Source organism: Streptomyces antnestii, assembly GCF_004005495.1.
GTDB classification, from domain to species: Bacteria; Actinomycetota; Actinomycetes; order Streptomycetales; family Streptomycetaceae; genus Streptomyces; species Streptomyces antnestii.
In genome coordinates this window covers 1-18,938 of sequence record NZ_RZYA01000036.1, presented here as the reverse complement: position 1 = coordinate 18,938, position 18,938 = coordinate 1, and the positions used below count along the sequence as shown (strand labels likewise).

Genomic DNA, 18,938 nt, shown 5'->3' with positions numbered 1-18,938 from the left:
TCAGATCACCTCCGTGTTCCGGGCCCATCGCGGGACGGTCCGTCGAGTGGCTTCGGGCGGCGTCGCGAGAGGAGCGGGCTCGGCAGGTGTCGCCAACAGCGCGGCGGCCAGGGCCAGATGCAGCAGATAGGGCGAGGCGTCGCCGAGCCCGGCCTCGGTGTACGACGCGATCGCGCAGTAGCTGATCAGGAAGATCGCGCAGGCCCGCTGCAGCGACGGTGGCCGCAGCAGCGCGACGCCGGCGAGGACGATGAAGATCGCCGCCACGAGGGCGACGCCGATCAGGCCTTGTTCGTTGTAGACGGCCAGCCAGCTGTTGTCGATCGGCAGCCCGCCGAACGACTTGTCGCCGAGACCCACGCCGAACACCTTCTCCCCTGTCGTCCGGGGCGCGGCCAGCAGGGCGTCCCAGACCTTGGCCCGGCCGGTGAGGCTGGAGAAGTTCTCCTGGCTCTGTCCGCGCAGGAACCACGTCTGGAGTGCGGAGGCGAACCCCACCGCGGCCACCACGGCGCACAGCACCGCCCAGGTGAAGAACCGCCGGGCCGCGGCGCTGGTCAGGATGAGCGAGCCGATGGCCAGCACCAGGCCGACGAGCAGGCCGAGCGTGGCCGTCCGGGTGTGGGTCAACGCGAGGAGGACGAGTGACGGCACGATGACCAGCGCCGCGCCGGCTCTGTCGGTCCGGCGGCCCAGGGCGAGCAGCACGGTCAGCCCGATGATCACGGCGGCGTACTGTCCGATCTGCGGCGGGGTGAGCGGCCACAACGCGCCGACGAGGCGTCCGCCGTAGAGATCCGGCAGGGCCGCGCCCGATGAGATGACCAGGCCGGCGGCCACCGATCCGAGCACCGCGAAGTACATCCGGATGTGGTGCCGGACGAACGTCAGGCCGCCGTCCCACCAGCGGCTGAGCAGCCACAGCGTGCCGACGAAGAGAGCCAGCCGGGCGCAGCGGAACAGCGCTCCGAACCCGGACTCCAGGTGTGCGCTGGAGATCACGCTCGCCACCAGCAGCAGCGTGAGCAGGAACACGTAGGCGCCGGCGCGGATGCGCAGCCGGAGATTGACGGCGAGCGCCAGCGCGAACGCGGCGACCAGTGCGCCCATGGTGACCATCTGGATGAGGGAGCGGGGCAGCGGGATGATGGTCCTGGCCCCGGTGGAGCCGAGCGTGTTGAGGATCAGCAGCGCCCAGACGATCCCGGCGATCTTCGGTGTGGCGACGGGTCCCATCTCAACCACCGGCCTGTGGGTGGAGTTTGCTGCCCGTGTCCTGCTGGTACGGCGTGCCCTGCCACTGCCCGAAGTCGAGCACCTGGCTCGGGTCGTGGGCGACGAACTTCCATGGTCCGAGGTAGACGTTGTCGTGCCAGTGGTTGTGCTGCTTGCGGGTGATCGCCTCGGCCACCCCCTCGCCCTTGTAGGGCGACCAGTCCGGATACGTGCCGTAGTTGGCGAGGACCGCCATGCGGTCGCACTTCTCCGTGCACTTGACGACGGACATGTCCAGCTCGAAGCGGTTGTCGTGGATGTCCACGCGCTGGGTCTTCCACCGGCAGTCGTCGTAGAGCGGTGCCTTGGCGATCGCCGGCTGCGCGCAGCGGTGGGTGTCCCGGACCAGCAAGGTGCAGTCGCCGGACGAGGTGTTGGCCGGGCTGTTGCAGAACCGGTCGGCGTTCTCCCACAGGGTGATCCCGGACCAGTTGTCCTGCAGCACGTTCCGGTAGATCTCGATCTTGTCGGTGCGGGCTTTGATCCGTGGTTCGCCGCCCGACTCGGACAGGTAGACGGTCGCGTACGGAAAGGTGTCACCTCCGTCGGCCGCCTTGCGGCCCTCGACCCAGTTGTTCCGCCGGATCGTGTTGTTCCGGATGACCGCGTTGTAGCTGGTCTCGTAGATGAGCGCGGCGCCGTCGTTGCCCTCGAGCACGTTGTCCTCGATGAGGAAGTCGTTGTTGTCGGTGTCCGCCCACAACCCTGTTCCGCGGTTGTCGTGCACCCAATTGCCGTGTATCTCGGCTCCGTTGACGGCCCAGAATTTGATGCCTCCGGTGCAGCCGCAGCCCTCCCGCCGCCGTTCCCAGTCGCCGGTGTTGTTGCCCGCGATCTCGTTGCCCTCGATCACCAGGCCGCCGAGTGGGCCTTCGGCCTTGTACGCGTTCATGCCGTACTGGCCGTTGTCGCGCAGGCAGTTGGCGCGGACCTGCTGGCGGGCACCGGCCATGAGGCCGGCACCGGAGTTGTCCTGGACCGTCGCGTGCTCGATCACCCAGCCGTCGGCCGAGTCGTGGTTGACCACGCCCTCGTCGGGGGGTGCCACGAAATGTTGGACGGTCAGGTAGCGGATGATGACGTCGCGGGCCGTGCCGGCGAACGCGTACTGGTTCTTCTTCCCGCCGTCGAGCACCGCTCCTGGCGCACCGAGGTAGCGGTCCCCTTCCTTGGGAACGACCTGGGCGTACCGGTCCGGGTCGAGCCGGTGCTTGCCCGGTCGCAGCCAGAACGTGGTGTTCGGGGGGCTGTTCTCGGTCTTCGCCGCCAGGTCACCGATGACGGCGGGGTCGACGGTCACCGCGCCCTCCGGCGCCTTGGCCGGCCCGGCCGCGGGCTCGGCGCACACCCGGGCCACGGATCGGACCGCGGACGCGGCGGACCTGGGTGGCGCGGCCTTCGACTCCGGCCCGGCTCCCGGCGTGCTCTCGCAGCTGGTCGCGGCCAGCAGGGCCAGCGCCAGCGGTGCCGCCGCCCACGACCGGTGCCGCTTCTTGTTCCCCACGCGCCCCCCTAACCGCGGAACCTGAGCACGGTGGTGAACTCCCCCGACAGCGCGGTGCCGTCGGCGAAACCGGTGCCGACGAGCGTGGTGGTGGGTTCCTTGCGCCCGAATCCGGCGGAGTACCAGCCCAGCGGCGGGTCGCTCTCGCCGCGGTGCGCCCGCCAGGACAGCTCCCCGGGCAGGTCGAGCACCGCGGAGCGGGCCTCGCCGTCCCGGCTCCAGGTGAGCAACGCTTGGTGGCCGGCCAGCTCCGCCGCGACGGCCGGGCCGAGGTGGAACGCCAGACGCACGTCCCGCCCCGGGCCGCGCACCTCGTCGATCACCCGCAGTTCCCTGGCCGCGGCGGTCAGCTCCACCCGGCGGCGGTGTACGGAGCGCTGGTAGCCGTCGTGTTCGGCACACCAGCGGACCACTCCCCTGCCGGAGGCGTCGGAGGTGTCCGCGGTCAGGACCCGGCTGCGGGCATGCCGGGTCCACAGGAACGGGCCGCCGGAGACTGACTGGTCGCCGCCGTCCATCTGCAGGGTGTTGTGGCCGAGGGTCGACCGGAAGTACTGCCGCCACTCGGGCTGTCCGTGGTAGCAGTACGTCCCCGGGTCGGCGAGCACGTCCACCCCGTCGTGCCGGACCTCCACGGACAGTGCGTCCGCGTGGGCGTGCGCGGCGATGGACAGAAAGCCGTGCGGGCCACCGTCGCAGCGGCACCAGATCTCTTCCGGGCCGCGCAGGATGGTGAGCCCCGCGTCGGCGAAGTGGGCCGGGCGGGTTGCCGGCCGGGTCACGGCCTGCGCCGCTCCGTTTTTCGAGTACGGCCGGATGAGCGCGGCCAGCAGTGGGGTGCGCACGTCGGTGGCGGTCACTTCCGGCCACCAGGCGAGCCGGCCGAACACGGCGTCCCCGGTGGCCAGGAGAGAGGCCCAGCGGTCGGTGCCGGTGCCGTCCACGACCAGACCGTGACCGTCGTCCGCGTCCCCCTGGCGCGGCGGCCGCAGCCGGTTGTCCACGATGGCGGCGAGCGCGTCGGTCATCCGCAGCAGCACGAGGCGGACGGATGCGGGGACCGGCAGGCCGGCGGCATCCGCCTCGGCCAGCGCGGCCAGGCCGAGCTCGAGCACGAGTCCGTGATACTCGGTGGCCAGCTCGCGGTTGAGGCCGGAGGCGAAGGTGTTGGCGCGCAGGTGCCGCTCCAGCGACCGCAGCGCGCCGGCTCGCCAGCGCGTGGAGGAGGGGAACCAGCCGAACGCGCAGGCCGCGGCGAGCTGTCCGGCGGCCTCGGCGATGATGTGGTTGTTCGCCGAGGACCCCCGGCTGGGGAAGGCGGCCAGCCAGCGCTGGTGGTGCCAGATCTGTTTCAGCGCCACCGGGTTGTCCTCGAAGAGGCCGGCCGCGCCGGGCCAGCCGTCGAGCAGCCGGCGGATCCACACCCAGGACAGCAGCCGTATGCCCAGCTCGATGCCGCTGATCCAGTGCACGCCGCGCAGCGGTGGGTTGGCCGCCCACCACGACCGCAGGTGCCCGGCCACGCGCTCGGCGTACCGCTCGTCCCCGGTGATCGCGTAGGCGGCGGCGAGCACGGTGAGGTGCTGATGCCGGGACGGCTCCCAGATCTGCTTGATGTCCCCTACCGCGTCCTCGTTCCGGTACGGCACGTCGAAGGCGTAGCCGTCCGGAGCCCGGCGCCCGGTCTTGGGGTCGTACCACCAGTCCGGGTCGGTCAGGTCGTCGCGGACCACCCCGAAATACTCGGCGTGCCCGGACATGAGCCGGTCCGCCTCGGTGATGAGACGTTTCGCGGCGTCGGGAGGTACGGCGGCGATCGCCTGGGCGGGCAGTACCGCGGTGAACCGGGCGCCGGTCACGCCGGGGGTGTGCGGCCGCGCCGACCGCCATCTGCGCCTGCGCACCGCGTCGCCCGCCCGGCCGCCGATCTCCCGCGGTCCCATTCGGGAAAGGCGCCGCAGGTACCAGCCCGGACTCCCCGAGATCACCGTCATCGCGCCCTCGCCAGCGTCACCGGCGCGCCGCCTGCCAGACCTGTCCGCACGGCGAGAGTGGCCGCCGTGGTGGCGACGAGGGACTCCAGCGGCACGGGCATCGGGCCGCCGGTCCGCACGGCCTTGACGAACGCGGCCAGTTCCGCGTTCTGGCCCTTGTCCCGGGCCTTGGGCAGCCGCGAACTGACCCAGCGCTTGGGGCCGGCTCCCCCGTCCACGAACACCGAGGCACGGACGAAGTCGTCGAGCCGCAGCACCTTGCCGTCGGCGATGAGGTCCAGCGTCTCCTTGGGGAAGCTGGGCGCGCCGGTGGTGACGTAGCTGATGGTGGCGGTGGACCCGTCCGGGTAGCGCAGCACGACCTGGAGGTCGTCGTTGCCGGGCGTGGCGACCGCGTACACCGAGTCCGGGTCGGCCCCGAGCAGCCAGCTCGCCGTGTCGATGAAGTGTCCGCCCTCGCCGGCGAACCGCGAGCCCTCGGTGCCTTGTCGGAGGTACCAGCTGCCGTGCTGCAGCCGGCCGGCGTTGACCAGGTAGCGCAGGTTCGCCGGACCGGTCCGGGCGCCGAATCGCTGCCTGGCCTCCTGCAGCAGCGGCGCGAACCGGCGGTTGAAGCCCACCTGGAGCCGGTCGTTGCCGGACTCCTCCACCGCCGCGAGTACGCCGGCCAGCTCGTCCTCGGTGAGGGCCAGGGGCTTCTCCACGAACACGCTCTTGCCGGCAAGCAGTGCTTTTCGGGTCAGCTCGGCGTGCGAGCTGTGCCGGGTGACCACGAACACCGCGTCGATGGTTTTGTCGCCGAGGACGGCGTCGAGGTCGGTGGTCGCCTCGGCGAAGCCGAACTTCCGCTGCGCGTTGGCCCCGGACAGGGCCGTCGTGGTGACGACGGTCGACAACTCGACGCCCTCGCGCTGTGCCAGGTGCGGCAGCAGCATGGACGTCGCGTAGTTTCCCGCGCCGACGAAGGCGAGGCGCACCGGCGCCGTGGCGGCCCGGGCCGGACGCGGCTGCGTGCGCTGGGTGGGCACAGCCACCGCGGGCACGGCCACCTCGGGCACGGGCACCGCCGGAGCCTCGGCTTCCACCGCCTCGTCGGGGTACCGGAACAGCACGGCCACGGCCTTGAGGTCGCCGTTCTTCAGGCTCTGGTACGTCTCGACGGCGTCGTCGAAGTCGGCTATGCGGGAGACCAGAGGCTCCACGTCGACGCTGCCGCGAGCGAGGAGGTCGAGGAAGCACGCCAGGTTACGGCGCTCGGTCCACCGCACATAGCCGATCGGGTAGTCCCGCCCCTCCAGCTCGTACTCCGGGTCGTAGCGCCCGGGGCCGTAGCTGCGGGAGAACCGGACGTCGAGTTCCTTCTCGTAGTAGGCGTTCCACGGCAGGTCCAGACGGCACTTGCCGATGTCGACGACGCGGCCGCGGTCCCTGCAGAGCCGGGCGGCCAGCTCGACGGGTTGGTTGCTGCCACCGCCGGCGGCCAGGTACACCTGGTCCACGCCGTGACCGCCGGTGAGCTCGGCGACGGCGGCTTCCACGGCCGTGGACGCGGGGTCGCCGCAGGCCGCGGCGCCCATACGTTCGGCCAGTTCGCAGCGCACCGGGTCCGGATCCGCCCCGACGACGCGGACTCCCGAGGCGGCGAGCAGTTGCACCACGAGCTGGCCGATCAGCCCGAGGCCGATGACGAGGGCCACTTCGCCGAGCTGCGGCCCGCCCTGGCGGACGCCCTGCAACGCGATCGACCCGACGGTGCCGAAGGCGGCGTGCCGGGGCGTGAGGCCGTCCGGCACCGGTGTGCAGAGGTTCTTCGGCACCCAGTTGACCTCGGCGTGCAGCGCGTGCTCGTTGCCGGCGCAGGCCACGAGGTCGCCGGCCTTCACGTCGTCGATCCCGGCGCCGACCTGCTCGACCACCCCGCACAGCGAGTAGCCGAGCGGTGTGTAGGAGTCCAGCTTGCCCATCACCTTGCGGTAGGTGGCCGGCACTCCGTTGGTGGCGACGCTCTGCACGACCTTGGCCACCTGGTCCGGCCGGGAGCGGGCCTTGCCCACCATCGACATGCCGGCCTCGGACACCTTCATGAGCTCGGTCCCGGTCGATATCAGCGAGTAGGCGCTCCGGACCAGGACGCCGCCCGGCTTGCACCCCGGCACCGGCACGTCGAGGAGCGCCAGTTCGCCACTCTTGTAGTTCTGAACAACCTGTTTCACCCGAGCTCCTCTTGATTCAACTTCCGACGCTGTCAGGCCGCTTGGCTCCGGCCGGAGCCGGAGGTAGCGCCGCGATACCAGTACTCGAGGGTCAGCACATGCCACAGATGCTTGGAGTAGTCCCGCTGCCCGGCGGCGTCCTCGGCGACCATCCGCGCCAGCGCGTCGCGGCGCAGGAACCCGGAGTTGACGAGCACGCCGTCGTTCACCACCTCGCGCACCAGTGGTGCCAGATCCCGGCTCATCCAGGCGCGCAGCGGGGCGCTGAACAGGCCCTTGGGCCGGTACACGATCTCCCGGGGCAGGATCGAGGTGGCCGCCTCCTTGAGGACGGCCTTGCCCTGCCGTCCGACGATCTTGCGGTCGCCGGGGAAGGCGAACGCCGTCTTGACCACCTCCACGTCCACATACGGCACCCGCACCTCGGTCGACGCGGCCATGCTGGAGCGGTCCGTGTACGCGAGGTTCAGTCCTGGCAGGAACATCCGGGCGTCGCCCAGGCACATGCGGTTGACGAAGTCGTCGAGGTCGTTGTCCTGGTAGATGTCCGCGTGTTCGGTCAGCACGTCCTCGACCGCCCGGGCCAGGTCCGGATCGACGAGGGCGAGCAGTTCGTCCTGGTCGTACATCGTGTAGCTGCGCCGGAACGCGGTCTCCTCCGGCAGACCGGCGAAGGAGAGGAACCGCTTCGCGAAGCGCACCGACCGGTACCCCCGGCGGGACGTGGCGACGGGCAGTCGGTCCACGGCCCTGGACAGGCCGTGCCGCAGGGGGCGCGGGACGCGCTGGTAGCGCAGCGCGAGCAGGTTGGCCAGGTGCTTGCGGTACCCGGCGAACAGCTCGTCGGCGCCCATCCCCGAGAGCATCACCTTGGCCCCGGCCTCCCGGGCGGCCGAGCAGATCAGGAACGTGTTGATCGCGGCGGGGTCGCCGATCGGCTCGTCCAGGTGGTACGTCATCCGGGGCAGCAGGTCGAGCACGTTCGGGGCGATCTCGATCTCGTGCAGGTCGACGCCGAACCGCTCGGCCACCTGCCGGGCATGGCGCAGGTCGTCGGGCATCGCTTCGAACCTGGCGTCCTCGGCTCGGAATCCGATCGTGTAGGCGGAGATCCCGGGCCGGTCGCGGGCCGCGAGGGCGGTCAGGTAACTGGAGTCGAGTCCGCCGGAGAGGAAGGTCGCCACGGGCACGTCGGAGAGCAGGTGCCGCCGGGTCGACTCCTCGACGACGGCCGCGAGGTCGGGCCGCTCGCCGCTGCGGGCCCTCTCCCGGCCCTCGGCGGCGACGTCCCGGAGGTTCCAGTACCTGCCGCGCTCCACCCGGCCGTCGGGCCGGCACCGGAGCCAGCTGCCCGGCGGCAGCTTCTCCGCTTCGCGGAACGCGCACCGTGAGTCCGGCACCCAGTAATACAGCAGCGAGGCCACAAGGGCCGCGTCGTCCACCTCCAGGGCCCCACCGGTCGCGGCGGCGAGCGCCTTGAGCTCGGAGGCGAACACCAGGCCCGCACCGCGCCGGAGCAGGAACAGCGGCTTGATGCCCAACTGGTCACGGGCGAGCACCAGTTCACCGGTTCGCTCGTCGAAGATCCCGAACGCGAACATGCCGCGCAGCCGGGGCAGGCAGTCCGTGCCCCAGCGCCGCCAGGACTCGAGCAGCACCTCGGTGTCGGAGGTACCGCGGAAGCGCACTCCGGCCGCTGCCAGCTCGGCACGCAGTTCCGGCGCGTTGTACAGCTCGCCGTTGTAGGTGAGGACGAGACCGTCTTTGACCATCGGCTGGGCGCCGGTCTCGGAGAGGTCGACGATGGACAGCCGGCGGTGCCCGAGGTGCACCTCGCCGTCACCGACGGGGTGGCTGTACCGGCCGGCCCCGTCCGGACCGCGGTGGGCGAGGGTGTCGGTGAGCCGGTCGGTCACGACCTTCCCGTCCGGCCATCGGTAGGTTCCTGCGACGCCACACATGTCCTACCGCCCGTCCTGGTCGTTGTCGGGGACCCGTGCGGCCCACATCGGCAGCCGCTCCGTCCGCCGCCGGCCCTCCCCCACTGCCTGAACGGCGTGGGAGGTACCCCCATCGTTCTGCCGCGCAGGACCCTCGATCCGGCCGCGCAGCGCGGTGTGCGCCCCGTCCCACAGCGTGCCGTCGGTACGGTCACGCGGATCGGGGTCGATCAGCACCACGCCGATCACCGGAATGCGCTGGTCCGCGAGCTGCCGCGCCACGGTGTGCAGCCATGCGGCGCTGCCGTGCCCGGCGCGCACCACGAGCACGGCCTGGGCGCCGAGGTGAGGGAGGTCGGTCCACGCGGTGCCGGGCGCGACCGAGCCGACGCCGAGCCGACGCTCCTGAGCCGAGGCGGCCGCGGCACGCTCGGCGCTGACGACGGCCGGGTCTCCTCGCTTCGGGCGGCGCCCTGCGAGCTCCGGGCCGGGCAGACCGTCGACGATCACCACCGGCCCGTCCGCCGCCAGTGCCCTGCCGAGGTCCAGGGCGATCGCGCTCGTGCTGCGCGCGCAGCCCAGTTCAAGGAGCGACACCGGTTCGGCCGAGCCGCGCACGGTGCGGGCGAGGGAGGTGGTCAGCCGTTCGCGTGCCGTCCGGCTCCGTCGGCGTTTCCACAGTCTGGCCGGCCGGCGCGGCAGTTCCGCGATGACCGATGCATCGAGGTTCGCCGCGATCTCCCGGCGCAACACGGGGCGGTCCGCCACCACCACGCCGACCGCGGCCAGCGCGAGCCCGAGGACGAGCCCCAGGACGAGCCCGAGCGCGGCGTCGGTGGCAACGGCCTTGGGCAGGGAGTGCCGTAGCGCGCGCGGGGCGTCCACGATCTGCGTGCCGACGACGAGCTGGGGGGTGCCGACGCGTGCCTCCTCCGCGCGCTGGCCGAAATCGCTGATCCGCGAGGCGAGTTCGGCCCGGCGGGCGAAGAGCGACTCCATGTTCGCCGACGTCGTCGGGTCGCTCCCCGGCGAGGTGCCCCCGATCGCCTTGTTGACCTGGGCGAGTTCCTTCCGCAAGCGGTCACGTTGCTGGAGCAGGGACTGGGCCTCGGCGTCCGCGGCCTGCCGTATCTGCCTCACATGTTCCGCGACGAACGCGTCGGCCAGCGCCTTGGCGCGGGCCACCGCTTCCGCGTCGCTGTCACCTGTGACATTGACCTGCAGCACGTTGTTGGTCACGCCGACTCCCCCGTAGTCCTTCATGAAGTCCTCCGGTTTTTCAGGGGACTTGAGGGACTTCAGCGCCGCGTCGGCGATCCGCGTGGTGTTCAGCAGCGCCACGTCGGTGCGGATCAGCGTTCCGGGGTCGTTCGGTTGGTCCGCCTGGTGGGCGACCATCACCTTGGCCGTCGCGGTCGGCGGAGGCGGCAGCAAGGCCGCCACCGCCGCGCCGGCCAGCAGGCCGAGGAGTGCCATGGCGCCCCAGAAGCGGCGGCGTCTGCGCACCGCCACCACCAGCGCCTGCAGGTCGAACAGCGGAGCGGCTGCCGGCGTCTCCGAAGTCGTGCTCGTCGTCACGCTGAACCTCCCGTGGCCCGGCCGCGCATCGCGAGCACCGGAACGGCGTCATCCGGTCGATGGCCGGCGGCCCCCGCCGGACGGGCCAGGACCGCGCCGGCGACGACGATGCCGACGACCTCGTGCCCGCCGTCCGCACACGCCTCGGCGATGCCTCTGAGCTCTTCCGCGGTCCAGCTGCCCGCGCTGAGGACGACCAGGGCACCGGACTCGGTGCCGCGGTCCGGCACCAACGGCCGGTCCACCGGCACCTCCACCACCCGCCGCAGCGGATCGCCCTGCGCCTCGGCGACGAGCTGCGCGGCGGCCCGGCGGGCGATGTCGTCACCGTCCGGTACGACGACCAGCAACTGCCGGAGGGCCGGCAGTTGGTCTCGGAGGCGAGCGCACACCCGCGTGTAGCGGATCCGTCTGCCGGCGTCGTCGCCGGACCTGCGCGGTGCCGGCACGTCCCATCGGGTGTCGATGCCGAGGAGTCGGCGGATCCCGGCTCGTGGGCCCCCACGTTTCTGCCGGTGCGCGGGCCGTTCAGCGGATACGTCGACTGTGCCGAGCAGCTGCGAACCCAGCGCGGCGGCGATCTCCGCTTCGGTGCGCAGCCTTCGGTCCCCTCGGGCGGCGACGAGATGGCCGATGACCGCGAGCAGGAAGAACAGCAGCGCCCCGGCGACGATGAGCTGCACCCTCGTCGGCGGCGCCTCGGCGGTCGGCCGGGCGGCCGGCCCCATGACGACCATGCCGGCCTTGGCGTTCGCCGGGTCGGCCTGGTCCAGCTTCGTCATGGCGTCCTCCAGCGAGGTGCGCAGCTTCTCGAGCTCGGTGCGGGCCTGCACGCTCTCCACGGTCCGCCCGGGGTCGGCCGCACCGGCCAGGTCGGTGATGCGACGGTTGGTCTCCTCCACCTGCTTCCGCAGCGCCTCGGGCCCTGTGGCCGATGCGGAGTCGGTGCTACCGCCCGCGATACCGGCGGCGAATTTCACGAATTGCTGGGCCACCCGGTCCGAAAGCTGCTGCGCGCGCTCCGGGGTGCCGGCCGTACCCGAGATCTTGATGATGTTCCCGTCGGCGGCCTTGGCACTCACTCGGTCCCGCAGATCGGCGCCGCTGACGCCGGTCCAGTCGAGGGCGGCGGCCGCGCGGTCGACCACCGTCGAACTGGTCGCGATGTCCACCTGGGTCAGCAGCTCGCGCTCCTCCCACTGCCCTGGCAGCAGTACCGATGCCGACGCCGTGTAGCGCGGCGGGAACAGCACCGAGGTGCCGTAGCCGACGAGCGCCCCCACCAGGGCGAGGACGGCGAGAAGCCGTCGGCGCCGACGGAGAATCCGCCCGATCGTGACCAGGCGTATCGTGTCCTCGCTCACCTGCGCCGCCTCTTCCTTGTACGGACCGGGCCGCCCGCCGACACCGGAGTGCGCTCACCGCAGGCGGCGTAGGCGGCGAGCAGCGACGCCTGCGAGTTCCGCCAGGAGAGCGGTCCGCTGATCCGCTCCTGGCCGATCCTGCCCATCCGGTCCCGCTTCTCCGGATCGTCCATCAACAGCGTGATGAGCTTGGCGAATTCGGCTTCGTCGTCGGCGGGCGCGTAGACGGCGGCGTCTCCGGCGGAGACGCGTGCCTCCTTCAGATCGAACGACACGATCGGCCGGCCCATCGCCATGTACTCCAGAACCTTGTTCATGGTCGACACGTCGTTGAGCGGATTGCGCGGATCGGGGGAAAGGCACACGTCCGCGGTGGACAGGTAGCGCACCAGGTCGGCGTCCGGGATGCGCCCGGTGAACTGCACCTGTTCGGCGAGACCGAGCCGCCGGGACAGCTCCACCATCGCGTCGAAGGCGTCGCCCGCGCCGACGAACACGGCGTGCCAGTCGGTCCGCCCGAACTCGTCGCGCAGCTTCGCGAGGGCCCGCAGCGCGTAGTCGACGCCGTCCTGAGGGCCCATGACGCCGAGATAGCACAGCAGATGAGGCTTGCCGCGCTTCAACTCCGGCTCGGGCGGCACCGGTTGGAACCGATCGGTCGCGGGCGCGCTGCGCACCACGAAGACGTCCTCGGGCCGCTGACCGCCACGGCGTATCGCGACGTCCCGGTAGCTCTCGTTCGTGGCGAGCACGACGTCCGCGGCCCGGTAGGTCAGCCGTTCCAGCGCGCACACGGCGCGGTAGAGCCGGTCCTCACCGCGGCCGAACCGGGAGAGGTACAGCTCGGGTACGAGGTCGTGCTGATCGAAGACGAACCGCGCGCCGCGCCGCTTCAGCCACAGCGCGGGCAGGAACAGCAGGTCGGGCGGGTTGCAGGCGTGGACCACGTCGACCGGGCCGACCTTGCGGGCCAGCCGGGCCGTGTGCCACAGCGCCGATCCGTACTCCCGCAGGTAGCCGGCGGGTCCCCCGGTGGCCGCGCGCAACGGGTAGCGGTGGATCCGCACCCCGTCGATCACGGTTTCCGGTTCCGTGTCGCGCTTCTCCCCGCGGGGGCAGATGACGTGCACCGTCCAGCCCGCGTCGCGCAGCGTCGTGCACTCCTGCCACACCCGCCGGTCGAACGGCACCGACAGGTTCTCCACGAGGATCAGCGCGCGCCGGTCCGGCCGGTCGCCGCAGGCCGTGTCTTCGAACGACGTGTCACCAGGCAAGGCCCATGTACCCCGGTTCGGCCCGCCGCGCCTCGGCGTCGGGGAGGCGGATGAGGTCGACGATCACCGTGCCGTCGCCATGAGGCAGCGCCGAAAGGACGGCCTCGTCCCTGGTCCCGACCAGGCACACCTCGGCGTGTTCGAGCACCTCGTCGACGGAGTCGGCGAGCAGCTGCGCGAGATGCGGCAGGCGGGTCTCGATGTACTCACGGTTCGCGCCGATCAGCCGGGAGAGGCTGACGTTGGCGTCGTAGATCTTCAGGTCGTAGCCCTTGCCGAAGAGTCTCTCCGCCAGCTCGACGAGCGGGCTTTCGCGGAGGTCGTCGGTGCCCGGTTTGAAGGACAGCCCGAAGACGCCCACCCGGCGTTTGCCGGTGCGCTCGACCAGCTCCACCGCGCGTTGCAGATGGTCGGCGTTGGAGGGCAGCACATGGGCGAGGATGGGCACCGAGACGTCGGCCCGCTGCGCCGCGTGGACCAGGCTGCGCAGGTCCTTGGGCAGGCAGGAGCCGCCGAAGGCGAAGCCGGGCCGCAGGTAGGCGGGGCTGACGTTCAGCTTGCGGTCGGACAGGAACACGTCCATCACCTGGTGCGAGTCCACTCCGAGCGCATGGCACACCGCTCCCAGCTCGTTCGCGAATCCGATCTTGAGGCCGTGGAACGCGTTGTCCGCGTACTTGATCGCCTCGGCCGTCGGGACCGGCACCCGGAACACCTCGCCCGGCAGGCCGTCGTACAGCGCCGCCACCGCGTCGCCGCTCGCCGGGTCGAGCTCTCCGATGACGGTCTTGGGCGGATCGAAGAAGTCCCGCACGCTCGTGCCCTCGCGCAGGAACTCCGGGTTGACCGCGACCCCCAACTCGGACCAGTCCACCCCGGCCGTACCGCCGACGTACTTCTCCAGGATCGGGACCAGCAGGTTCAGGCAGGTGCCCGGGAGCATGGTGCTGCGGAACACGACGGTGTGCCGGCCCCCCTGCCTGGCCCCTTCGGCCAGCGCGGCGCCGATGTCCTCGCAGACCCGCTCCAAGTACGTGGTGCACAGGCTGCCGTTGGGCTCCGACGGGGTGCCCACGCAGACCAGGGATATCTCGCTGCCCGTGATCGCCTCACGGACGTCGGCGGTGGCACGGAGCGCCCCGGTCCGCACGACCTCGGCGACGAGTTCGCCGATCCGTTCCTCGACCACCGGGGCCTTGCCGTCGTTGACCAGGTCGACCTTCGTCTGGTTGACGTCCACGCCTATGACCTCGTGGCCCATGCTGGCCAGGCACGCGGCCGACACGCAGCCCACGTAGCCGAGCCCGAAAACGCTGACTCTCATGACCCGTCCCTCCCCCCAGGCAGGCCCTTGTGGCCTGCGGTCCCGCCATGCAGGCCCTTGTGGCCCGCGGTCCGCGCGCCGGTCGGACGACCACCGCGCATCAGTACGCCCCCTGTCCGTGGACCACCGCACGCAGCGTTTTCCACAAGATCACTGCGTCCAGGGCGAGCGACCAGTCCTCCACGTACCGCAGGTCCAGGCGGACGGCCTCCTCCCACGGCAGGTCGCTGCGTCCGCTGATCTGCCACAGGCCGGTGAGTCCGGGCTTGACCAGCAGCCGCCGCCGGATGTCCGGTCCGTACGCGGCGGACTCCTCCGGCAGCGGAGGCCGCGGACCGACGAGCGACATCGATCCGGTGAGCACGTTGAAAAGCTGCGGGAGCTCGTCGATGGAGTACCGGCGCAGCACTGCTCCCACCCGGGTCACCCGCGGATCCCGGCGGAGCTTGAACAGCAGCCCCGCACCCTCGTTGCGGTCGGCCAGCTCGGCACGTGCCCCGTGGGCCCCGGCGACCATGGTGCGGAACTTGAGGATGGTGAACTCGCAGCCGCCCTTGCCGACCCTGCGCTGGCGGTAGAACGCACCACCCCGGCTGTCCATCACCACGAGCAGTCCGACGAACACCATCAGCGGCGCGAACAGCATCAGCAGGACCGCTGCGCCCATCCGGTCGACGACCGCCTTGATCGCCCGGCGGCCCCCGGTGAAGGCCGGCATGCTGACCCGCAGCAACGGGATCCCCAGCACCGCGTCGACATGCAGCCGCGGGCCGGCCACCTCCATCAGCACGGGGGCCACGACCATCTCGGCATCGCTGCCTTCGAGGTTCCAGGCCAGCCGCTGCAGCCCGTCCGGTGTCCAGTGCGGGTCCGGTGTGACCGCGACGACCCGGTAGCCGTCGTGCTCGACGTACTTGGCGACGTCCGTCAGGCGGCCGACGACCGGCACTCCGTCCAGCTGGTCACCGTCGAGCCCCCGACCGTCCGCCGTGCACACTCCGTCCACCCGCCAGCCGAGGTGCGGGAACTTACGGGTTCTGGTGATCAGGTCGCGCACGGTGGCCGGGCTCCCGGCGGCGAGCACCGGTCTCAGGCACCGCCCTTCCTTGCGCTGTCTGTGCAGCGAGAGGCGGAGCAGATACCGCGCGGTCATGGTGACGAGCGCGATCGCGGGGATCGCGACAAAGATCCAGAGCTTGATGTTGCGCGAGGTGAGGGCGATCCCGCCGAGCGCGAGCACGACGGTCGCCGTGAACAGCGAGCGTCCGAGCCGCCGGAATTCCTCTGCGCCCTGGCCGAGCACGGCGGGAGCCCACGACCGGCTCACCGCAAGCGCTCCCAGCACCAGCAGCTCGGTGCCGAAGGCGAGGATGCCCCACTTCTCATGCCAGTTGGCCGCGTCCCGGGCCCCGAAGAACTCTCCGATCGCCGCCACCACAAAGGCGGTGGCCACGGTGTCGCCGGTGATCACGGCACGGCGGTACCGCTGCTCCCAGTCGCTCGCGGGCCGGCTGATCGCCTCGTTCGCCAGACGCCCGCGCGCCGACGAAAAAGGGTCGACTATTCCCCCCTGCCGCACAGAACCCCCCAGGTCCCAGTGGTCGACGTGTCGCCCAACGCTGTTTTCCCCCGGAGGCCCCCGCCCCCGGGAGCCCCCCGCCCCCGCGCTGTTCTTCCCCCGACGGAAGGCCCCCGCCTCCCGCGCATCACATCCCGGCCACCTCAGTGGCGCCGGACCCCATAGATCATCATTTGTCGGTCAGTGTCCGTGCATGTGAAGCAGCGTCAATCTAGACCATCGAGGCCCATCCAAAGAGCGAGATGTGTGTAATTTGTGCTCAAAATCTGAAGCCGGGCACACGGACCGATATCCGTCTGCGGGGTGCTTCGATGCCCCACATGCCTGGTGACCTGCGAGGACTGCAGCCCTGCGGACCTCCGAGCTGCTTCCGAGCGGCTTCCGAGCGGCGCTCCACGCGGCGCTTCACCGACGTGCTCACGACCTCGGCGTGAGGACGATGACGGGCAAGGTCGGCGATGTGCGCCAGAACGCCGGGCTACGTCACCGCCGCGGGCACGACAGCCCGCCGGCTCATCGCCGCTGACGGCGTGCACTCCCCCGTGCGTCGCACACTGGGCCTACGACGAGCACCTCGGCGGCCTCCCGGCCCTGACGGCATCACTCCATGGTGCGGCGCGCCACCGCCGTACGGGGCATGGGACCGATGCGGCAGAGGGCACGACGCAGCGTCGCCGGCCGTGTCCTGCACGTCGGGCGACCGGAGGACTACGAACGCGCCTGGGTAGTCATCTCTCCTGCGGCAGTGCGGCCAGCACCCGCCCGATGAAGTCGGCGAAGTCGGTCATGAAGTCACTGAGGAACTTCTCCGTGGTGGAGTCGGTGACTTCGCCGTCGTCACCGAACAGCCCGGGCGTGAACTGAATGTAGGCCTCAGGCGCGTTCATCTGCGGTGAGTTGCAGAAGCTCAGGACCGAGCGGAGGCTCTGCTGAGCGACGGCCGTGCCGATTTTGCCGGGCGAGGTGCCGATCACGGCGGACGGCTTGTGGGTGAACGAGTTGGTGCCCCATGGACGGCTCGCCCAGTCGATGGCGTTCTTGAGAGCGCCCGGAATGGAACGGTTGTACTCGGGGGTGACGAACAGGATCGCGTCGACCGAAGCGATCGCATCCTTCAGGGCCCGGCCCTCTGGCGGGTAGTCGGCGTCGAAGTCGTGGTTGTAGAGCGGGAGGTCCCTGATCGGGATCTCCTGGAACTCCAGCGTCGACGGCGCGAGACGGGTCAGTGCCGTGGCAAGGGTCCGATTGATGGACTTCGCGGAGAGGCTGCCGACAAGGTAGCCGACCTTGTGGGTGGTCATACGAAACCTGCCTTCCTATGGAATCGACTGGAATCGACCAGGCGGGAGTGCGTCGACTGGCTCTTTACCATCCTGCACTGCACCGCGGTGTGTGGCTCGTTTAGCCATCGTGGCTGCGCGCGCCGCTCGCCCCTCGCGGAAACCTTGCGCCTGAGTCCCCCAGCATCGCCCTCAGCGCGGTGACCACCCAGTTGCTGCCTGGACGGCCACCGCCGTGCGGTCTCGCGCGCGTCCTCAGAGCATGATGAGCAGACGCGTCTTCGGCTTGAGTTTCCTGTTCACCGAGCGGCTCTGCACGTATACCTCCAGCTTGGGGTTGTTACCCGCCTTCACCGAGACCGCGCCCTGGATGCCCGTGCCGAACAGGAGGCTGCGCGCCGCGTCGCCGGTGTAGGCGCGGTCGGTGTCCTTTTCCACCACGATGACCTCCTTGTTCGACTGGACCTGTGCGCGGGCGCCCAACTGGTAGTAGCAGGCACCCCGTTCGTACGTGACGCCCGGGTGCGAGTCGACGAAGGGGCGGATCTCGGCCTCCTTGTCGACCTTCAGCAGCCGGTACTTGTTCGCCGGTATCGGTTCGAGGTTCGCCCGCACCTCGTCGATGGAGATGTCCTGGCCGACCGCGAAAGGTTCTTCGTGCCGCGCACACCCTGCTCGCGGGCCCGCAGGAAACTGGTCGCTGCAGCGCGCACCGTGCCGATGGCCTCCTCGACACCCTCCTGGGAATCCGCGTCCCAGATGGCGATGTTTCCGGCCGGGAACCCGTAGTTCTGGGCGGTCCGCTTGGCCAGCGAGTTCGGAACGAGGATCGCGGACGTCCAGTGGTCCGCGAGCCCGCCCATCTTCGCCGCGATCCGGTCCAGCCAGGGGCCGAGGATCGTCATGTCCCCGTCGTGACGCCTGTCGCCGCCGGAGGCGTTCTCCTCGCCATCCGTCACCACGATCTGGAGGAAGCTGTGCTCACCGTATTCCTCCGATATGTGTCCCAGGTCGTCCAGCGACTTCAGGGAAGCCTCGATGAAGACCGTGGCGCCGTTGTTGACCCGGTACAGGCCGCGCATGGACGAGAGGTGCTTCACGTCCATGTCCCACACCGGGTTCTCCACCCTGTGGTCGAAGGAGTAGAGGCTGATCCGGGTCTCGTGACTCCTCCCCCGCCTAAAGGGTGGGGGCTTTTCGCTAGGCCGGGTTGGCGTCGCGACGGACCAGCCCGGCCCGTAGAACGTTCAGGGCGCCCACCGTGTCCGCGTGTGCTTGGTGGCCGCAGGACTGGCAGTGGAACTTTTCCTGGGTGGGCCGGTTCTCCGCTGAGACGTGCCCGCATTCGGGGCAGGTCCGGGAGGTGTTGCGGGGGTCCACGGCAATCACTTCCCGTCCGGCGCTTTCAGCCTTGGCGTGCAGGATCGTCAGGAACACCCCCCATCCGGCGTCCGCGATCGAGTGGTTGAGTCCGGCTTTCGCGGCAGCCCCGTTGGGCAGGAAGCTGCCCGGCTGATCGGGATCCGGCTTCGGCGCGGGGGCCTTGACCATGTTGCGGATCTTGAGGTCTTCGTGCGCGATGAAGTCGTGCTCACGAACGAGGTCAAGAGCTG

The 18,938-nt window shown here is 70.7% G+C and carries 12 protein-coding genes and 1 pseudogene; all 13 read right to left on the bottom strand.

Features of this window, described 5'->3' with window-relative positions; translation table 11 throughout:
• A complete protein-coding gene (locus EOT10_RS39915) occupies positions 1-1,236 on the bottom strand; it encodes an O-antigen ligase domain-containing protein (protein ID WP_127833274.1) in 1,236 nt (411 codons plus the stop codon).
• A gap of 1 nt (position 1,237) precedes the next feature.
• Positions 1,238-2,779, bottom strand: coding sequence for a right-handed parallel beta-helix repeat-containing protein (locus EOT10_RS39910; protein ID WP_127833273.1), 1,542 nt, complete (start codon positions 2,777-2,779; stop codon positions 1,238-1,240).
• Between the two features lie 8 nt (positions 2,780-2,787).
• Complete coding sequence (locus EOT10_RS39905) at positions 2,788-4,773, bottom strand: alginate lyase family protein (RefSeq protein ID WP_127833272.1); 1,986 nt, start codon at positions 4,771-4,773, stop codon at positions 2,788-2,790.
• Entirely contained in the window at positions 4,770-6,986 is a 2,217-nt protein-coding gene (locus EOT10_RS39900; RefSeq protein WP_127833271.1) for a bi-domain-containing oxidoreductase, read from the bottom strand. The genes EOT10_RS39905 and EOT10_RS39900 overlap by 4 nt, the downstream gene beginning before the upstream one ends.
• Positions 6,987-7,018: 32 nt before the next feature.
• The gene (asnB, locus tag EOT10_RS39895) at positions 7,019-8,947 is read right to left on the bottom strand and encodes an asparagine synthase (glutamine-hydrolyzing) (protein ID WP_127833270.1); all 1,929 of its coding nucleotides are present in this window, start codon (positions 8,945-8,947) and stop codon (positions 7,019-7,021) included.
• 3 nt (positions 8,948-8,950) lie between these two features.
• A complete protein-coding gene (locus tag EOT10_RS39890) occupies positions 8,951-10,504 on the bottom strand; it encodes a Wzz/FepE/Etk N-terminal domain-containing protein (protein WP_127833269.1) in 1,554 nt (517 codons plus the stop codon).
• Positions 10,501-11,868 carry a Wzz/FepE/Etk N-terminal domain-containing protein gene (locus EOT10_RS39885; RefSeq protein ID WP_127833268.1) on the bottom strand — a complete coding sequence of 456 codons (1,368 nt, stop codon included), beginning with the start codon at positions 11,866-11,868 and terminating at the stop codon, positions 10,501-10,503. Before EOT10_RS39885 ends, EOT10_RS39890 begins: the two co-directional genes overlap by 4 nt.
• Positions 11,865-13,142 carry a glycosyltransferase family 4 protein gene (locus tag EOT10_RS39880; RefSeq protein ID WP_127833267.1) on the bottom strand — a complete coding sequence of 426 codons (1,278 nt, stop codon included), beginning with the start codon at positions 13,140-13,142 and terminating at the stop codon, positions 11,865-11,867. The genes EOT10_RS39885 and EOT10_RS39880 overlap by 4 nt, the downstream gene beginning before the upstream one ends.
• Positions 13,132-14,466: a nucleotide sugar dehydrogenase gene (locus EOT10_RS39875; RefSeq protein ID WP_127833266.1), complete on the bottom strand. Its 1,335-nt coding sequence runs from the start codon at positions 14,464-14,466 to the stop codon at positions 13,132-13,134. Before EOT10_RS39875 ends, EOT10_RS39880 begins: the two co-directional genes overlap by 11 nt.
• A 100-nt stretch (positions 14,467-14,566) precedes the next feature.
• Complete coding sequence (locus EOT10_RS39870) at positions 14,567-16,045, bottom strand: sugar transferase (RefSeq protein ID WP_127833265.1); 1,479 nt, start codon at positions 16,043-16,045, stop codon at positions 14,567-14,569.
• 728 nt (positions 16,046-16,773) lie between these two features.
• Positions 16,774-17,346 carry an NADPH-dependent FMN reductase gene (locus EOT10_RS39860; protein ID WP_127833263.1) on the bottom strand — a complete coding sequence of 191 codons (573 nt, stop codon included), beginning with the start codon at positions 17,344-17,346 and terminating at the stop codon, positions 16,774-16,776.
• 234 nt (positions 17,347-17,580) lie between these two features.
• A pseudogene (locus EOT10_RS39855) lies at positions 17,581-18,479 on the bottom strand (VWA domain-containing protein).
• 46 nt (positions 18,480-18,525) lie between these two features.
• Positions 18,526-18,938: RNA-guided endonuclease InsQ/TnpB family protein (locus EOT10_RS39850; RefSeq protein ID WP_146003147.1), on the bottom strand; the 413-nt coding region annotated here is incomplete at its 5' end.